General features: G+C 37.6%; 18 protein-coding genes. 1 reads left to right on the top strand and 17 read right to left on the bottom strand.

From position 1 onward, the window contains the following. Positions 1-551 precede the first annotated feature (551 nt). The 11 genes from galE (AC1Q59_RS11750) to AC1Q59_RS11700 all read right to left on the bottom strand — a co-directional run bounded on the left by galE (AC1Q59_RS11750) (position 552) and on the right by AC1Q59_RS11700 (position 10192). Positions 552-1541, bottom strand: a complete 990-nt coding sequence (gene galE, locus AC1Q59_RS11750) for a UDP-glucose 4-epimerase GalE (RefSeq protein ID WP_492366006.1) — start codon at positions 1539-1541, stop codon at positions 552-554. 248 nt (positions 1542-1789) lie between these two features. Further along, on the bottom strand, positions 1790-2068 hold the full coding sequence (locus AC1Q59_RS11745; protein WP_492366005.1) for a PDDEXK family nuclease: 279 nt from the start codon (positions 2066-2068) through the stop codon (positions 1790-1792). Between the two features lie 254 nt (positions 2069-2322). Further along, positions 2323-4728: a virulence-associated E family protein gene (locus AC1Q59_RS11740; protein ID WP_492366004.1), complete on the bottom strand. Its 2406-nt coding sequence runs from the start codon at positions 4726-4728 to the stop codon at positions 2323-2325. Beyond that, positions 4712-4891 carry a hypothetical protein gene (locus tag AC1Q59_RS11735; RefSeq protein ID WP_492366099.1) on the bottom strand — a complete coding sequence of 60 codons (180 nt, stop codon included), beginning with the start codon at positions 4889-4891 and terminating at the stop codon, positions 4712-4714. The genes AC1Q59_RS11740 and AC1Q59_RS11735 overlap by 17 nt, the downstream gene beginning before the upstream one ends. A gap of 23 nt (positions 4892-4914) precedes the next feature. Then, a complete protein-coding gene (locus AC1Q59_RS11730; protein WP_492366003.1) occupies positions 4915-6864 on the bottom strand; it encodes a DNA polymerase in 1950 nt (649 codons plus the stop codon). A 5-nt stretch (positions 6865-6869) separates the two neighbouring features. Then, positions 6870-7418 carry a DUF2815 family protein gene (locus tag AC1Q59_RS11725; RefSeq protein WP_492366002.1) on the bottom strand — a complete coding sequence of 183 codons (549 nt, stop codon included), beginning with the start codon at positions 7416-7418 and terminating at the stop codon, positions 6870-6872. 17 nt (positions 7419-7435) lie between these two features. Continuing rightward, positions 7436-8623 (bottom strand): DUF2800 domain-containing protein, encoded by a 1188-nt coding sequence (locus tag AC1Q59_RS11720; RefSeq protein WP_492366001.1) that lies wholly within the window; start codon positions 8621-8623, stop codon positions 7436-7438. Then, positions 8620-8964: an rRNA biogenesis protein rrp5 gene (locus AC1Q59_RS11715; protein ID WP_492366000.1), complete on the bottom strand. Its 345-nt coding sequence runs from the start codon at positions 8962-8964 to the stop codon at positions 8620-8622. Before AC1Q59_RS11715 ends, AC1Q59_RS11720 begins: the two co-directional genes overlap by 4 nt. Next, positions 8951-9115, bottom strand: a complete 165-nt coding sequence (locus tag AC1Q59_RS11710; RefSeq protein WP_251397438.1) for a hypothetical protein — start codon at positions 9113-9115, stop codon at positions 8951-8953. Before AC1Q59_RS11710 ends, AC1Q59_RS11715 begins: the two co-directional genes overlap by 14 nt. A gap of 75 nt (positions 9116-9190) precedes the next feature. Next, the gene (locus tag AC1Q59_RS11705) at positions 9191-9628 is read right to left on the bottom strand and encodes a sigma-70 family RNA polymerase sigma factor (RefSeq protein WP_492365999.1); all 438 of its coding nucleotides are present in this window, start codon (positions 9626-9628) and stop codon (positions 9191-9193) included. Between the two features lie 354 nt (positions 9629-9982). Next, on the bottom strand, positions 9983-10192 hold the full coding sequence (locus AC1Q59_RS11700; protein WP_492365998.1) for a hypothetical protein: 210 nt from the start codon (positions 10190-10192) through the stop codon (positions 9983-9985). Positions 10193-10610: 418 nt separating this feature from the next. Here AC1Q59_RS11700 and AC1Q59_RS11695 point away from each other — a divergent pair, with 418 nt between their 5' ends. Then, a complete protein-coding gene (locus AC1Q59_RS11695; protein WP_492365997.1) occupies positions 10611-11327 on the top strand; it encodes a hypothetical protein in 717 nt (238 codons plus the stop codon). A 137-nt stretch (positions 11328-11464) separates the two neighbouring features. Here AC1Q59_RS11695 and galE (AC1Q59_RS11690) read toward each other — a convergent pair whose 3' ends face one another. The 6 genes from galE (AC1Q59_RS11690) to AC1Q59_RS11665 form a co-directional block, all read right to left on the bottom strand. Further along, on the bottom strand, positions 11465-12451 hold the full coding sequence (galE, locus tag AC1Q59_RS11690; protein ID WP_492365996.1) for a UDP-glucose 4-epimerase GalE: 987 nt from the start codon (positions 12449-12451) through the stop codon (positions 11465-11467). Positions 12452-12491: 40 nt separating this feature from the next. After that, complete coding sequence (gene rfbB, locus AC1Q59_RS11685) at positions 12492-13511, bottom strand: dTDP-glucose 4,6-dehydratase (RefSeq protein WP_492365995.1); 1020 nt, start codon at positions 13509-13511, stop codon at positions 12492-12494. Then, positions 13512-14366 (bottom strand): dTDP-4-dehydrorhamnose reductase, encoded by an 855-nt coding sequence (gene rfbD / locus AC1Q59_RS11680; RefSeq protein WP_492365994.1) that lies wholly within the window; start codon positions 14364-14366, stop codon positions 13512-13514. 13 nt (positions 14367-14379) lie between these two features. Next, positions 14380-14931 carry a dTDP-4-dehydrorhamnose 3,5-epimerase gene (gene rfbC / locus AC1Q59_RS11675; RefSeq protein WP_492365993.1) on the bottom strand — a complete coding sequence of 184 codons (552 nt, stop codon included), beginning with the start codon at positions 14929-14931 and terminating at the stop codon, positions 14380-14382. Positions 14932-14952: 21 nt separating this feature from the next. Next, on the bottom strand, positions 14953-15831 hold the full coding sequence (gene rfbA / locus AC1Q59_RS11670) for a glucose-1-phosphate thymidylyltransferase RfbA (protein WP_492365992.1): 879 nt from the start codon (positions 15829-15831) through the stop codon (positions 14953-14955). An 83-nt stretch (positions 15832-15914) separates the two neighbouring features. Further along, positions 15915-17294, bottom strand: a complete 1380-nt coding sequence (locus AC1Q59_RS11665) for an MATE family efflux transporter (protein WP_492365991.1) — start codon at positions 17292-17294, stop codon at positions 15915-15917. Between the last annotated feature and the right edge of the window lie 77 nt (positions 17295-17371).

Here is a 17371-nt window from a genome sequence, read left to right as displayed (position 1 = left end):
TGTAGAACCTGCAGATTATACAAATAAATTAGAAAAGAATATAACAGTAACAAATTGCTGGTTTATCTTCTCAATCAGGGAATAATCAGCTTTTTTCTTTGTTTAAAACCTTGATAAATGGGTGTTTGTTTTTAATTAGTTAATTAAATTACAACAAAGCTTATTAATAATAAATCCGGACAAAGCGCCTGTATTTTTTTCAAGAGACACCTTTTTATTTGCAATCAAAACCACCGTAATACATTGGCAAAGCAATCAACTCGGTTATTTCTAAGATTTCCCTAATTCGGCAACATACTCATCTATTTTTGGAAAAATGATTTCATTAATTTCCGACCAATTTAGTGTCAAAAAACAGTGTTATCGCTATCCTCAAATGACCAAAAGTTGACGGTATTGCCTGTCTAGAATTAGACGATGATAATGTCCATGTATGATTTAGAAAATTATTCCCGTCAGTTAACAGACAAAGGGTTCCGCCAATTTCTGGCCAATATAGGGGGCAGTGACTGGCACCTAAACCAATATCAATATAAACAAATAGTATTCTATTATTTCAATGAATACCCGCTAGGATTCTTCCTATGCCACTCCCAAGCATCCCCAATAATCTTCTCCAAAGAATCTAACTCCGGTTTCCACCCCAAAATCCGCTGTGCTTTTTCCGACGATGCAATCAATACTGCAGGATCACCCACTCTTCTTTCCTTTATTTCTGCCGGAATTGGATGATTTGTTATTTGTCTTGCCACTTCGATGACTTCTTTGACAGAATAACCATTTCCATTACCAAGATTAAAAATTTCACTAGGGTTATCTTTTCTTAAGTATTCTAAAGCTAGATAATGGGCTGATGCTAAGTCCATTACATGGATATAATCTCTAATACAAGTACCGTCTTCTGTTGGATAGTCGTCGCCAAACATATAAATCTTCTCTCTTTGGCCAAGTGGCACCTGTAAAATTAATGGAATAAGATGGGTTTCTGGATCATGGTCTTCACCAATCGTTCCACTTTCATGTGCACCTGCAGCATTAAAATACCTTAATGAGATATACTTAGTTCCATATGCCTGGTCAAACCATTTCATCATTTTTTCCATTGCTAGTTTTGTCTCACCATAAGTATTTTTAGGATTGGTTTCATCTTCCTCAAGAATAGGGATATTCTTAGGCTCTCCATATGTAGCAGCTGTTGAAGAAAATACAATCTTATTAACATGATTTTCTCTCATAACATCTAACAAACACATCATGCCGTATACATTGTTATGATAGTAATCAAAGGGTTTCTCCATACTTTCTCCAACCAAGGAATTAGCAGCAAAATGAATGACTGCTTCAATATCATGTGTCTTAAATACGTTATCAAGGGCTTCTTTATCCCTAAGATCGGTTTCATAAAAATACTTGACATCAACTGCATTTCTATGGCCATTTTGAAGATTATCGACAACAACAACATCTTCTTTATTGTCCAAGAAGTACCTCACTGTATGGGATCCGATGTAACCAGATCCACCGGTTATTAATATAGACATGTTTAAGCTAACCTCCATAGTCTTTAACCAATTGCACTTACAAAATAAAAAATTCACTGCAACTGTCATTTATTAAATAAAAAAAGAGCCCATCCTAAGATAACTCCGTTGTGAAACATATTTGTGAAACAAGATTATTCGGTTGGTGACAGCGTACTATGTCATTCCCATTTCGAGGAAGAGAGCTGATTTCTTTTTATCAATAATCCATTGGGTGGCATAAGCCTGGTAATGATACGGTTTATATTTCAAGGGTTCATCTCCTCCAGCATTCGATCGACCGCCTCGTAGCTATCAATCTTAAAAACTTTAAATCCTAACGATTCCAGCTGCTTCTTCCTTTTTAGCTGCAATGCTCGTAGCCTCTTAGCTGGTGCCTTTAATTCCACAAAAGCAACCTTTGAACCATGAAAGAGTACCAACCGATCTGGCACCCCTGCAAAACCGGGGGATACGAGTTTCAAAGCCAACCCGCCTTCTTGCTTCACTTTCATTTTTAGCCTTTTTTCTATACTCGCTTCATTCATCTATCGATCACCCCTAAAATAAATGTTTACAGCTAACCCCCAGTATTCATAGGCTTTCAGCTTTCTCGTAAACAAGTAAACATAAAAACAGTTAACATACACATATATGGCTATTAGGCTGTATAAGCTATATATGTTATTCTCTATTTCTTCTTTATATAGATAGTTATGTTTATCATGTTTACAAAGTATATAAGTAAGATGTAGTAAGGGCTTGAGGTGTAAACAATTAATGTTTTTTAAAGTTTACCTGTTTACAAACCCTCTCTTCTAAATCCTCTTTGTGTTCCATAACTATTATCAAAACGAACAGAGCTCACCCTTTTCCAGCCTGGTGTATGCTGAATAATCATATTGATTTCTTTGGCATCATATCTGGTCATAATAGATATATCCTTTTGAAATAGCTCTTCCCACACCATTTGAGCACACACCTTATTTAACTTCATTGTTTTTTCTGGTTGGCTTTCACCCTGATCCATATGCAAATAGGTTCTCCTAGTACCAATATCTAGTTCATACCAATTCAACGGAACCGCGGTTTCTAAATACTTTCTAATGCTTTCCGCAATCGGATTTTCCTGAGTATGAGCAGCCTGAAGTTCATAAGCCTTTTCTTCAATATCCTTACTCAAAGCCAGGCTCTCTCCCTTTTCATACAGCACCTTTGCCTCCGCCCAAATCTGGTCAACTTCCTCTTCCGTCAAATTATCCCACATGTTTTTCCTACCGCCACCATTAACTGTTATGGGTAAAAAGCGGCGGTTCCCGGTAGGATCATTTAAAAAATCATAATCATTGGTTGTCCCAAAAAACACGCACTGCCGTTTAAACGTTTCATTATGTCTGCCATAAGCAACTCTAAAGGTATCCTCGGACTTAGAAATAAAATGCTTTACTGCTTCCGTATCTGCTTTCTTTGTTGCCGTCAGCTCGGCCATTTCTAAAATCCATGCACCCTGAAGCTGTTCATAGGCTTCTTTGCCCTTCACAGTAATCAAGGAATCCGAGTGCCATTCCTTACCTATAAGCTTAATAATGTAACTTTTCCCCACACCTTGAGGGCCAACAAGTACCACACAGTAATCAAACTTGGCACCCGGTCTATAAATCCTTGTCACTGCTGCAAGCATAATTTTTCGAGTAAATGTTCGGACGCACTCATTATCATCAGCACCAAGATAATCTACCAGTAAGGTTTCAATCCGCTCCTTTCCATCCCAAACGAGTCCGTCTAAATAGTCCTTAATAGGATGAAAGGCATACTTCACCGCCACTTCACTCCAAGCGTCCGCAATAACACCCGCTCCTTTAATGCCGTAAATAGAGTAAAGGTAATTTCGTAAACTGGCATCATCGCTATCGGACCAATATTCACCCCGTTCGACACCCCGCCAAGGCAAATCATCTTTTATGACCACCCGGTGGACGAAGTCATTCAATGCGATTCGATTCTTTAACGCTGGATCATTCTCCAGAACAAGGATGACATTCGGTGCACTGGAGACGATGTTCCCTTTTTGATCCCTTGTTAACTCTGTTAGCCACTCCATCTCTCCGTCTTCAAAATCGTCTGCAGCAAGGTTTAACTGTTCTTTCCCAAGTGTCAGTTTGACCTGCTTGTCCTTTAACGCTTCTTCCACCATCGCTTTATAGGAAGGCAAGCGATTAATAGGAGTTCCTTCTTTCACCGTTTCATCAAGCTCACCAAATAAATGCATGCGAACTAAATCAAATGCGTTACAAAGCCTTCCACCAATAGGGTCAGTAGAATGATGAGAGTAGGCAAAGTCACCATCTTCGTATATCACCAATCCACCAGCAGTGGAACCAGCTGAATACGTATATCGGTTTGGATCCCCGCAAGGAACGTAAATATCACTTAAATACTTCTCAATCACATCGGTGACAGTGTAAGTCCGGCAAAAAGCACCAACCACACCTTCTTTGGATTTAGGATCACCTTGCTTATCAGCGAGCTTCTTTCGCTCGTGAACAGTTCTCGAGCTTTCGGGCCAGTAAGAAGAATCTCTCCAATCTGGATATCTAGCCAAAACAGCATCTGGATCAATCCATGGCTCGTCTAGTACTTTAAAGACAAATTCCCCATCAGATGATGTCGATGGCCAATACATCAGCCGGTGCACTTGATAGGTGGTATCATCAAAAAAGTCAATTCCTAGGTCAGCAGCAATCCTTCTGGCAATCGGTACATATTCATCGGCAGTAACAGGTCTGGATAAAGGAATGACTAGTCTTAACCTTGGATTCTTCGGATGGTGTTTATGAGTAGAATACATGGCGCACCCGTAGCCAAACATGGTCTCAACAGATGCCCATAAGTCCCCTTTCACAAAGTCAGCATCAAGAGAAATAATCTGCCGCCAAACTACACCGTCATGTTTTCTTCTGCCACCCTTTAAGGTACCACCTACAAATCCACCCACATCTTTAATCTCATCCTGTTTTGATTTAGAAAGCTTTTTATATTCCTCATACGTTTCATGAGTTCGAATTGTGCTACTTAACTTCTGAACTACTTCGGACCAAAGCATTTCACGATTTTTCCAGTTCAGTTCTTTTCTGTTTCTTCCGGTTGAAATCGTAAGATTTGCATCATGTTTTAAACTATGGCTACTTCTTTCACTGAGCCCTTTCACATCTACCAGCCCTCCTTCGTAACACAGTACCTAGGCCTTTTTTGGCTCCTTCCAAATCACCGGAAAGAGCCTGGCCTTTCAATGTTTTCATCGTTTGTTTTGGTAGTACGTCTTTGTATTGTTTTAGGTCCATTAAAAATTTCACTGTATCCATGTCAGCCACTCGCCATCACTCCTATTCGAATGTCAATCTTTCTTGTAATAGAAGGTTTCAAAGCTATCCGCCCCAAGAGGAAGACCAGGTGCCCAATCAATCGATTGACCCATTATGTTTTCGACTTCTTCCATTGACCCAGTAGCGATAGGAACATCAAGGACGACTTCATCATGAACATGGAAATTAATGCGGTATCCCGCTTCGTCCAATCGAAGCATTGATACAGCTAGACAATCTCTAGCAATAGCTTGGATAATATTCTCCGTAAGTTTCCCACCATATGTGGGAATCCTGCCCCACTGCTTCGAGCCTTGTTCAGTTCCTTCATACGTAAGCTGTTCTTTTCCAAAACGCTCGTCCACCCCAATTCTGGGCCTTACATAAGCAAGAGAACGCCCTGATGGCAACGTGATAAATAAGATGCCCTTTGTATAATGGAAGGTGAGACCATATTGCGTTTTCACCACTACTTTTTCTTTCACCGCTTTGATGGCTGCCGCTTCTATGCCCCACCACATTTTCACGATATTTGGATTGGCCTCCCGCCAAGCAGAAACTAACTCTGGAAGTTCATCTTCGGAGAGGCCCATCTCGAGAGCTCCCATCTGCGTCAAAGCCCCTTTAGAGCCGCCATAACCAAGGGCGAGTTCCGCAATCTTACCTTTCTGTCGAAGTGGGCTACCCTTATCAATGGTCTCTATCGGAACTTTGAACATCTGAGCAGCAGAAGCCTCATAAATCTTCCCATGGGATTGGAATACATCCATCCGCCAACGCTCCCCCGCTAACCATGCAATCACCCTTGCTTCAATCGCTGAAAAGTCAGCAACAACAAAACGATGGCCCTTCGATGGAATAAATGCCGATCGAATTAATTGTGATAACACGTCCGACACACTCTCAAAAAGAAGTTCCATGGCTTCGTAGCTTCCTGTTTTCAATAGGTCTCTAGCAACCTGTAAATCTTTTAAACTGTTTCTTGGCAAGTTATGAATTTGAACAAGTCTACCAGCCCAGCGGCCTGTACGGTTTGCCCCGTAGAATTGGAGCAACCCTCTAATCCTTTGGTCAGGACAGATGGAACGCTTCATTGCTTCATATTTCTTTACTGATGTTTTAGACATGGCCCGTCTTAATTCCAACAGCCGCTTCACTTCAGGATTTTCTACTTCATTCATAAGCGCTTCCACGTTTTTCTTTGCAAGGCTATCCACTTCTATTCCTTGCTTCAGCAACCAACCTTTTAATTGCGCTGGACTATTCGGATTCTCTAGTCCCGTTAAATGAACAGCTTCATCAAAAAGCTCATCCTGAAACTCTTTATCTGCCTGAATTGCGTTAGTGACTAAGCAATTATCAATCAGAACACCTTCATCATTGATCTTCTGGTCCAACTCCCAGAGCTTCTGTTCAATTTTCGGGATAGGAAATGAATCTAGCTTCTTCCGGATTTGCCTTTCGACCTCAACGTCCTGTTTGCAATAATCCTTAAAGGTTTCCCACTTATCCAAGTCATGATCTGGAAGATTACGAGTCCTTCCCTCATTTACTTTAGTAGGTTTACAAGGAACAGAAAAGTATCGGATTAAGGCTTTCCCTTCCTTCATTTTCTGATCCTTCAACCTAAGGCATTTCGCCACCCCATCAAGGTAACCAGGCAAGCCAAGCATTAAAGCATGAACCGATGAACACCGCCATTGTTCTGGCGGCATCGGCTGGTGAAAGTGTTTGGCTAAACATGTTCTTTCAAAATTGGCATTGTAAGCTGTCTTTATCACAGCTGGATCCGTCATTGCTTTTAAAATGTCATCTGGTATCTCTTCGCCAGATGCTAAATCAACGATCTGTACCTCTTCATCATCAACGGCATAAGCAAAGAGAAGAATTTCAAAATCATGTGATTCACAGTAGGCATAGACCCCAGATTTAATGAGGTCTACACTACTGTAAGTTTCTATATCAATGGATAAGAGTTTCATAGAAATCAACCTAAGATGTCATCTTCTTCATCGTCACTATCATCGCCGAAATCAGCCTCTGCACTACTACGGCCACCAAGTGGATCTCCATCATCCGTCTTCATAATGTTTTGAAGCCCAGCAGCAATCCCGCGATTTCCATTGACGTTAAATCCGTAAAAGGTCAAACTAACCCGACCATAGCAGCCGGAGTAAAATTCGCTTTGGTCCATGATTGGGTTCAAATCCCCATCGACAATTCCTGGCTTAATCTTGCTGTTGGCATTAATGAAATAAGAATCTGCATACGCCTCATCATCTTCACGATCAACATCACCGTCACGCAATGGCGTTTTCAAGTTGGATGGCACCTTGCCACCGAATTTATCCTTGTTCTCTTGAGTCGCTTTTTGAATCGCATCTTTTACCTTTTTGATGGTCTTCTTATCCGACTTCGGGATAATAATACTTACTGAATATTTCAAGTCACTCCCATTAACGCTGACTGCTTGATGTACATTTGCATAACTGAACCGTACAGGGTTTTCCTTCGTACCAATTGTGATTTTTATCATAATTTATTTCCTCCTCATTATTGAAAATCTGCTTCAGGTGAAGATTTTATTTCTTGTCGCTTGTCCTCTTCTGGCACAAGTTTTACCTTGCCCGGTGCTTTTGTGACGAGAGAACCGAGCAATTCTTGAAATGTCTTTTTACCAAGTTCCTTTTCAAGTGTCGTAATCGTATTGATTGTTTTTTTATAAATTACATCTCCGTCATATCCAGCAGCTGAAAGTGCTTCAACCACAGCATTTTCATCACTATATTTACGGCTTCCTCTGCCCTCGACCAGTTTCATCCCTGGCCACTGCTTGTTTTCATTCATCGCCTTGGTTAAAGCAAATTCTTGGACATCCTTTGCCCAGCTCATCAGCTGATCAACGGTAGTTAATACTTCCACAATTTCATCATCTGTCAGTAACGGAGGTTTCTGAAAATCCATGCAGGCTAGTTTTAGATTTTCCTCCGCCCTTGCTCTGCAGGTAGCCTTCACCCTACAAAAACGGCAATGCTCACCAGCAACAAAGTCACCTTCACCCTTGAATGCTAACTCCGCTTTGGGCTTGACCTCATTCTCTGCCCATTCCAATAGTTCCTCGACCTGCATTTCGTCAGTTGAGATGTTATCTAATCTCGGCTGTACAATGGTCATCAAAACGGATTCGATATCGTAAAGTACACCAAAATTATTGATTGCGCCTAATGCATACAACCGCATTTGTGGGTTCTCAACTGCGGAAACCTTGACCCCTTTCCCACCCTTTAGGTCAACAATTTCCAATCGATCGCCGGAGATCAAAATTACGTCCCCAGTTCCAAAGCCCTCTGGAACCCAAGGGCTAAAGTCCACTCTTTCCTCAATAAGAATGAGCGGATCCTTGCTGGTTGCCCTAGCCTCATTCATTTTTTCTGTAACAACATCCACATAGATTTGTACAGCTTGTTCGATCTCTGGGTTATAAAATTCATTTTGTTTCATCTGCTTCAGCTTTTTGTTCAACTGAGCTTTTGTCATTTGTTTTAATTCATAAGACAAATAAAGCTCCGATAGCTCGTGCATGAATGTACCCTCTTTTGCAAAAACACTTGTTGTTTCTTCGTACTGTTCACCAAGTCGAATGCTTGGTGTACAAGCCAACCACTGACTTGCTTTTGAGGCACCTAAACTGGCATGGGCTCGTTCTGAATGATTCACAGTTCCAACTCCCAAATTCCTCATCCAAGTTTCCCCGCTTCTTCTAATAGTTCAGGATATTTTTCCGCTGGAATATCACTCAGTTTCTTTACTCCAAATCCCGTAATCAACTCTTTCACCTGCACCTGTTTGCCATCTTGTGAAAGTGCTGCAAGTTTTGCCCTGACATCTTCCAATGTTGGCAACTTAGCTTTCGGGGGTTGTGCCGGTTTCTTAGGTTCCTTATTTTCTTTCGTTTGTTTCTTCTCAAAGGGAGTTGCAGAGCCCGTTTGATTGGTTTCTAATGCAAACACCAATGTTTCAATACTTCCTGCTAGATTTCGTAAATCTGTCACCACATTTAGAGCGAGTTTAATTTTGCTCATTTACCTTTTCTCCTTTCTTTTCATTTTGTTCATCAAGCTGACTCAGTCGATTGGCTAGTCTTTTTGAAACAATACTGATAGCCGTAAGGACGCCAACCATCTCTTCCTGCATATCTTTATTGACACCCTTTTGCTTTACTTGTGTTGTCATCACAGGTCACCTCCTTGTCTTTAGATATGGCCCTTCACTTATTAGCCAACGGGAAGGGTGGTTTGGTAACCAAAATTACAAAAAATATTTTTTAAGCTTGTCCAACACCTTTTTATGCCGCTTAACCACAGCTACATGAGAGATGTTTTCTTCCTTTGCTACCTCTCTTACTGTTAGATCTTTATAGTAAAGAGCCTGTATGAGTTCTTGTTCTTTTTCATTCAGTTCAGCCATCGCTTCCTGCAAAATTAATAGAGTTGCTTTATCACATAGAATATCTTCTATCATTTGGTCATCTTCAAAATCACCGCCTAGTTCCATCAAACGATTGATTGAATCCTCCTTGCTTGGGATAAAATCAACCTTTTCCTCCTCAGGATCAACAGCAATTCGTCCAACTTTAATATCCTCTTCCAGGTACCGCTCTCTTCTTTTCATTTTGTAATACTCTTTGTAAATCTCTTCGCTAACACAGACCTGCTCCTTGCCGACTTTGATAAAAAACTCGCTCATTCTCTTTTCCTCCTATGGCCCGGCAAGGAGCCGTAGGGAAAAAAGAGACAAAAAAAATAAGCCGGACACAGAACGCCCAACTGCATTATTTGCAGGGCGATCCATGTCCGGCTTATAGGTAGTTCACACCACGACTCCATTGCTCGGTACCGATTATTTTTGATTCAATGTGCATTCACTTGCTAGATGATCATTTTTTCTCAAAATATCGATCATCCGGCCTGGGTAATGCAGTCGATTCCTCGCTCGGTATCATCGTGGTATGAACTTTTTTCTTCAAATTAAAAAAGGGCCCAGATACATCAGTAAACATTTACTGATCTATCCGGCCCTTAAGGTAGCTCTAGAAACATGTTAAACCTCTAACTTTCTGACTCCTTGTTGTCTCGGTATAGGTCTTCCACTTATTAATTCAAAATCATTCGTGCCTAAATCAACTTCCCATACATGCTTACTTTTATTGCACTTTACCTGAATTTTACCAGTTGCATCCTCTTTTTTATCCATTAGTCTGTGACCACATGCTGGACACTCGACTCTCATCATATTAGCTTCTTTAATCATTCGTTTTCCTCCCAACTGTGTTGAAGCTTTTTAAATGAAAAGTAACTCCTCCATTATATTTTATACGAGAACATACGTTCTGTATAGTGAGAATAGTAAACTGTTGCCAAATAGTAACAGTTTGGCACTATTTAATTAGCCATGTCATTCATCTCCTTATGTTGTGTTTACTTTAAACTTTAAAATCATTGATTAATTTTCATTTTATGTATTGTTTATAGTCAATGGTTGGTGTAAAAAAATATAAAAAAGCGTTTAAACAATACATTATTAATTTACCATTTGCTACTTTCGAATTTATTATAGCACGGAGGTATAATTAAAACAACAAATACATTGAACTGACTTTTGTTTATCATTGACTATAAACAATAATTGAAATATAATAAAGATATAAGATAGGATGAGGTGGATTATAATGAATAGTGAGGAACAATTCAATAAAGAGGAGTTTGCTGCGCTTTTGGACCGAGCGAAAGGTGATAGATCCATAAATAATTTCGCTAATGAAACAAGTGTAAGTGCTGCTCACATCTCCAGGTTTCTTAGACAAATGATTGCTTCACCTCCCACTCCAGAAACGATATCAAAATTTGCGGCAAAAGCACACAATGAGGTTACGTATCAAGATCTTATGGTTGCCGCAGGGCATTTGGCACGAAGAGATGATGCGGATGAAAATAGAGACAATGGAATAGAAAGAGATTCTCCAATGAACTTCAGGAGGCAAATGGATGAATTAGAAAAGAAATTTATTCAAGTCATACTTGCCGACTTATATGAAAGTCCATATAAATGGAGTGTGGAAAAGACTGAGGAAAAGTACCGATTTCCCGATATGATTCTTAACATAGACCATGATGGATATAATAGATGGTATTTAGATTTCAAACCTCATATTCCCGGACGCCGTCACCCATCTTTCCATCCATTCCATCTTTATGGTCGAATTGCAATGCAAGAATTGTTAGAAACAGATAAACTAACTATTGTTGTTAATGATGAAAAAGATTTTAATATGATCATGAAGAGACCCCCTTTATCGCTACGAGTAAATTTATATGTAATGCTCATTGATCTCGAATGGGGTAAAATTTTAAAAGAGGAAATGCTGTGTAAATATAGGAAGGATTAAATATGGAGGATTATGTTAAAAATTACATAGTCCTTTTGGTGGTGGTCATTTATTAAATAAAAAACCATAACAAATAAGCCCGCCAAGCCAATAATTAGGCCTAGCGGGTAATCATTACTTTACTAAATTTTAGGGCATTAGGAAGAATATCCATTAGGATTATTATTATGCCAGTTCCATGCATCAGTAATTATTTTTTCTAATGAATCAAACTGTGGTTTCCAGCCTAAGATACTTTTAGCTTTCTCTGAAGAAGCAATTAAGATAGCTGGGTCCCCAGCTCTTCTTGCTTTCACTTCGGCAGGAATTGGATGTTTCGTTACCTTTCTTGCTGTGTCAATAACTTCTTTAACCGAGTAACCATTTCCATTACCTAAGTTAAAGATTTCACTTGGATTATCTTTTCTTAAGTATTCTAAAGATAGGAAATGGGCTGATGCTAAGTCCATTACATGAATATAATCCCTAACGCAAGTCCCATCTTCTGTAGGATAATCATCACCAAACATATAAATCTTATCTCTTTGCCCAAGTGGGACCTGTAAAATCAGTGGAATCAAATGCGTTTCTGGGTCATGATCTTCTCCGATATTTCCACTCTCATGAGCACCTGCAGCATTAAAGTATCTCAAAGAAACATATTTAATACCGTAGCCTTGATCGAACCACTTCATCATTTTTTCCATGGCTAATTTTGTTTCACCATAAGTGTTAGTTGGATTGGTTTCATCTTCTTCAAGAATAGGGATGTTCTTAGGTTCACCATAAGTAGCCGCAGTTGATGAGAATACTATTCTGTTAACATCATTATCCTTCATTACATACAATAGACACATCATGCCATAAACATTGTTATGATAGTACTCATAGGGCCTTTCCATACTCTCTCCAACTAAAGAGTTAGCAGCAAAGTGAATCACAGCCACTATATTATGAGCCTTAAAAACTTTATCAAGAGCCTCTTTGTCTCTAAGATCAATTTGATAGAAATGCTCAACTTCGACTGACTCTTTGTGTCCACTCTGTAAATTATCAACAACCACAACATCTTCGTTCTGATCTAATAAATGCTTAACTGTATGAGAACCGATATAGCCTGCTCCCCCGGTTATTAATATTGCCACCTTTGTCAATCCTTCCTTAACTTGTCGCAATTAATACAAATTAAATTGAATACTGTTTTTCGAAATAATTTTGATATTCACCGCTAATTATTTGCTCCCACCATTCTTTATTGTCAAGATACCATTGAATAGTTTGTGCAATACCTGTTTCAAAAGTATATGTTGGTTTCCAACCTAATTGTTCTAATTTAGTTGGATCAATAGCATACCGTTTATCATGACCAAGACGGTCCTTTACAAACTCTATTAAATCCTCTGATTTGCCTAATGTACTAATAATTGTCTTTACTACTTCAAGATTTGTCCGTTCGTTATGGCCACCCACATTATAAACCTCACCGTTTAGGCCCTCATGCAACACGAGATCAATTGCAGCACAATGATCAATAACATGTAACCAATCACGAATGTTCTCCCCATTACCATATACCGGAACTTTTTGATCATTTAAAACACGAGATATTGTTAAGGGGATTAACTTTTCAGGAAAGTGATAAGGACCATAGTTATTTGAACAGCGAGTTATATTAATTGGCAAGTCATACGTTTCATGATAAGCACGGACTAATAAATCAGAAGATGCTTTACTTGCACTATACGGACTGTTCGGCTGTAACGGAGTGTCTTCAGTGAAAAATGTTGTCGGGTCAAAGTCTAGTTCCCCATAAACTTCATCAGTTGATATATGAACAAATTTTGCAACTCCAACTTGCTTGGAAGCATCTAATAATACTTGAGTTCCAAGTACATTAGTCTGAACGAATACTCCTGGGTCTGTGATTGAACGGTCAACGTGACTTTCTGCAGCAAAATGAACTACAAAATCAAATTTCTCTTTTTCAAAAAGGGGGATAATTATGTCACGCTCTGCAATATCTGCTTTTATAAAATGATAGTTTTCCTTAGTTTCAATATAGCGATGTTTTGTTAAGTCTCCAGCATATGTTAATAAATCCAAATTAAATATATCATAATTAGGATATTTATTAACCAAGTATTGGACAAAGTTTCCACCAATGAAACCTGCGCCACCAGTTACAAGCACTTTCTTCTTTGTCATCTATTTCACCTCTTGTGTTAATTCTTTTAGATATCTTTCTACTGCATCCTGCCATCTAGGTAATGGATTAAAGCCATTATCGATCAGTTTTTGTTTTGACATTCGTGAATTCTTTGGCCGTATAGCTCGTGTAGGATAGTCCTCTGTTGAAATAGAATTAACTTTTACTTTAATATTAGCTTGTCTAAATATTTCTTGAGCAAAGTCAGCCCAGCTGCAAAAACCTTCATTCGATGCATGATATATTCCATATTTATCAGTTTTGATCATATCAATTAATAATTTAGCCAAATCAGAAGTATAAGTTGGTGAACCAAACTGATCTCCAACAACGTTTAATTCATTTCGAGTTTCTGCTAATCTTAGCATTGTCTTAACAAAGTTGTTACCATTGATACCAAAAACCCACGATATACGAACAATAAACCATTTATCCAATAATTGTGTTACTATTTCTTCACCTTTTAACTTTGTTTTCCCATAGTGCCCGATTGGACTAGTTTCATCCGTTTCCTTGAATGGAGTTTCTCCATCTCCATTAAACACATAATCTGTGCTAATGTACATAAACTTCGCCTGAATGTTCCTAGCAGCCATTGCTAAGTAATTTGTTCCTTCTACATTTACATCCCAGCATGTATCCTTATCATCTTCGGCTTTGTCAACTGCTGTATATGCAGCACAATGAATAATGGCATCGGGATTCAATTTCTTAATATATCGTGAAACTTCTCCCTTATTTGTGATATCTAAATCCCTAGAGCCTATCCCAACCATATTAAACCCAAATTTCAAACCATGGCGAACAACGTCATGACCAAGCTGACCGGTATAACCTGATACTAAAATCTTCATAATATCATTCTCCTCAGCTGAAATTATTTTCAGCATCCTTAAGTAATGGAGCCTTATCATCTTTTGCTGATAAGATAGGCTTAACATCCATGGGCCATTCGATTCCAATTTCAGGATCATTCCAAATGATACCTCTGTCACAATCAGGAGCATAGAGCTCGTCCACTTTATATTGGACTTCTACATCTTCAGTTAAAGTCATAAAACCATGGGCGAACCCTTTTGGAATTAGTAATTGCTTTTTATTTTCCTCAGTCAATTCTAATCCAAACCATTTTCCAAATGTTGAACTACCTTTTCGTATATCAACTGCAACATCATAAATTGCTCCCTTAGTACAACGAACCAACTTTGTCTGTGCTTTAGGATTCAATTGATAATGTAGTCCTCTTAATGTACCTTTCACTGCTGAAAATGATTGATTATCTTGAACAAATTTCAAGTTTATTCCAGCTTCTAAAAACTCTGCTTCATTGTATGTTTCCATAAACCAGCCACGGTGATCACCAAATACAGCTGGTTCAACAATGACAACACCATCTAAATTTGTTTTAGTAAACTTCATTTTTCTCACTTCTTTCAATGCTTAATATTGAATTTCTCCATTTGCAACCTTCATTAAATATTGACCATAACCGGTTTTACTGAGTTTTTCTCCACATTTCCATAATTGCTCCTTAGTTATCCAACCATTAATAAAGGCGACTTCCTCAGGAGCAGCAATTTTAACCCCTTGATGTTCTTCTACTGTCTTAACAAAATTTGTCGCTTCTACTAAGCTTTGATGTGTTCCTGTATCCAACCAAGTAAACCCTCGACCCAATAGTTCCACTTCTAACTCACCTAGTTTTAAATAAGCTTCATTAATTGAGGTAATTTCAAGTTCGCCACGGGTAGAAGGTTGAACATTTTTGGCAATATCAACAACACGATTATCATAAAAATATAATCCAGTAATAGCATAATTAGATTTTGGCACTTCTGGCTTTTCTACAACACTAACAACTTTTCCACTCTCATTAAACTCTACAACCCCAAAGCGTTGAGGATCTTGTACATGATATCCAAATACAGTAGCACCATTTTCTTTATTTGCTGCATGTTTAAGTATTTTTCTCATACCACTCCCATAATAGATGTTATCTCCCAGGATCATGGCAACAGAGTCGTCTCCAATAAACTCTTCACCAATTAAAAAAGCCTGAGCTAATCCATCAGGGCTTGGCTGAACATTATATTGTAAATGTATTCCGAACTGTGATCCATCACCCAACAGTGCCTCAAAACGTGGGGTATCCTCTGGTGTTGAAATGATTAATATATCTTTTATGCCCGCAAGCATTAAAGTTGATAGTGGGTAAAAAATCATTGGTTTATCATAAATTGGCAATAATTGTTTGCTAGTCACCATTGTTAAGGGATATAAGCGTGTTCCGCTCCCCCCTGCTAAAATAATACCTTTCACTGTATATAAGCCCCCTATTTAATAATTTTTGAAATTATATATTTATCAGTACATCTATTTGATAACAATACTAGAGCGTTATTCTATTTTATTACTGAATCCCTCTTCACAATTGCTTTAATAAACATTTTGACCTCTTTAAAATAAAAAGTATTCGTAAGTATTAAAATCATGAAAAAGTATATAAACATTCCCAATAAGCCGTTTAAATAAAAAGTACAAGTGAAATATAAAGTTAAAAATATTCCCAAATACGCTACTTCTTTTTTTCTATGATTTAACATTGAAAAATCCTTCGCAGAATATAAATACCATATATAAAAAGAAATCATAGTTGCTAAAGCGATTGAAGAATTATTCTTACTGATTAATATTGCTATAGTATTTAATACGATAGAAATTAAAAGCATTTTCACTACTGTATACAAGTATACCTTTTCTAGTTTTTTTGCCTTATATAAGTTTACATATAAAGCTTGAATGATAATCATCGCAGGATAACTAGCAAATAAGATTGTAATAACATCTAATGAAGGAATGAACTTATCCATAAACGAATAGACAATAAATTCAAAGACAAAGTAACCTCCACTTGATAATGTTCCAATAAATAATAAATATAATTTTATCAGTTTAAGTTGTTCATCATTTTTACCACGTGCTAAATACGGGTAGAATGTCATAGTTACAGAATTTATTAGTATATTTATAACTGTTATCATCGAAATAGCAAATGAATAATAAGCAAAATCTGTTTTAGATAAGGTGAATTTAACAAACCATTGGTCGGAAGTATAGAAAAGCATTGATGACAAATTTCCAACCATAACAAAAATACCTATTTTAAAATGACCCCATATTTCTTTAAATTCTATTATAGGAGCAATACCTTTGTACTTCTTTAGAAAATACACTTCCAACCCAACGAAAACAATAAAATAAGCAATAATATTCCCGATAACAAAAGGCCAAAAGTTATTAATTTTAAAAATAAAGATAATAAACAAATTGAAAATTAATAGAATATTTGGGGTAAGAACCATTATCTTTGAGTAAATATTGAAATCTCCCAAAGCTTGATATAAAAATTTAAATAGTGTTTGTAAATTTATTGGTAATATTGCGATTGAGAATGCAATTAGAATTAGATCATCTAATAACAGTCCTAATCCACCACTAACAACAGTTACGGTTAATTGAAATAAAACCAAAAACTTATGTTCACCTTTTAATTTTCCTTTTTCTATTTCTTCTTTATGTTTACCACCATACTTAATATAGATTCCATCAATAAATCCAAAATGTAAAATACCTACATAACTTATATAGAGGGTAAATGTTTTTAAAGAAGCATATTGGTCTAATGATAAAAAAGCAGGTATTAAAAAGCCGTTAATTAATCCTATTAGTAAATTAATTACGTTTGAACTGAGTACCCTAAATAGATCTTTCTTAAACTGCATAAAGTTTTAGACGCTCCTAACATGAAAAGAAACGGTTTTATATAAATTTCCCTTAATAATTCAAATAGTATTTTAAC

Source organism: Cytobacillus sp. MT66, from assembly GCF_058792595.1.
This window is presented reverse-complemented; position numbering and strand designations above follow the sequence as displayed.

Bases quoted from the DNA above. Each gene is read 5' to 3' on its own strand.
- AC1Q59_RS11725 (WP_492366002.1), bottom strand. From the start codon at position 7,418: ATGATAAAAATCACAATTGGTACGAAGGAAAACCCTGTACGGTTCAGT.
- AC1Q59_RS11720 (WP_492366001.1), bottom strand. From the start codon at position 8,623: ATGAGGAATTTGGGAGTTGGAACTGTGAATCATTCAGAACGAGCCCAT.
- AC1Q59_RS11665 (WP_492365991.1), bottom strand. From the start codon at position 17,294: ATGCAGTTTAAGAAAGATCTATTTAGGGTACTCAGTTCAAACGTAATT.
- rfbD (WP_492365994.1), bottom strand. From the start codon at position 14,366: ATGAAGATTTTAGTATCAGGTTATACCGGTCAGCTTGGTCATGACGTT.
- rfbB (WP_492365995.1), bottom strand. From the start codon at position 13,511: ATGACAAAGAAGAAAGTGCTTGTAACTGGTGGCGCAGGTTTCATTGGT.
- AC1Q59_RS11695 (WP_492365997.1), top strand. From the start codon at position 10,611: ATGAATAGTGAGGAACAATTCAATAAAGAGGAGTTTGCTGCGCTTTTG.
- AC1Q59_RS11745 (WP_492366005.1), bottom strand. From the start codon at position 2,068: ATGAATGAAGCGAGTATAGAAAAAAGGCTAAAAATGAAAGTGAAGCAA.
- AC1Q59_RS11700 (WP_492365998.1), bottom strand. From the start codon at position 10,192: ATGATTAAAGAAGCTAATATGATGAGAGTCGAGTGTCCAGCATGTGGT.
- rfbC (WP_492365993.1), bottom strand. From the start codon at position 14,931: ATGAAGTTTACTAAAACAAATTTAGATGGTGTTGTCATTGTTGAACCA.
- AC1Q59_RS11705 (WP_492365999.1), bottom strand. From the start codon at position 9,628: ATGAGCGAGTTTTTTATCAAAGTCGGCAAGGAGCAGGTCTGTGTTAGC.
- AC1Q59_RS11710 (WP_251397438.1), bottom strand. From the start codon at position 9,115: ATGACAACACAAGTAAAGCAAAAGGGTGTCAATAAAGATATGCAGGAA.
- AC1Q59_RS11715 (WP_492366000.1), bottom strand. From the start codon at position 8,964: ATGAGCAAAATTAAACTCGCTCTAAATGTGGTGACAGATTTACGAAAT.
- AC1Q59_RS11730 (WP_492366003.1), bottom strand. From the start codon at position 6,864: ATGAAACTCTTATCCATTGATATAGAAACTTACAGTAGTGTAGACCTC.
- galE (WP_492366006.1), bottom strand. From the start codon at position 1,541: ATGTCTATATTAATAACCGGTGGATCTGGTTACATCGGATCCCATACA.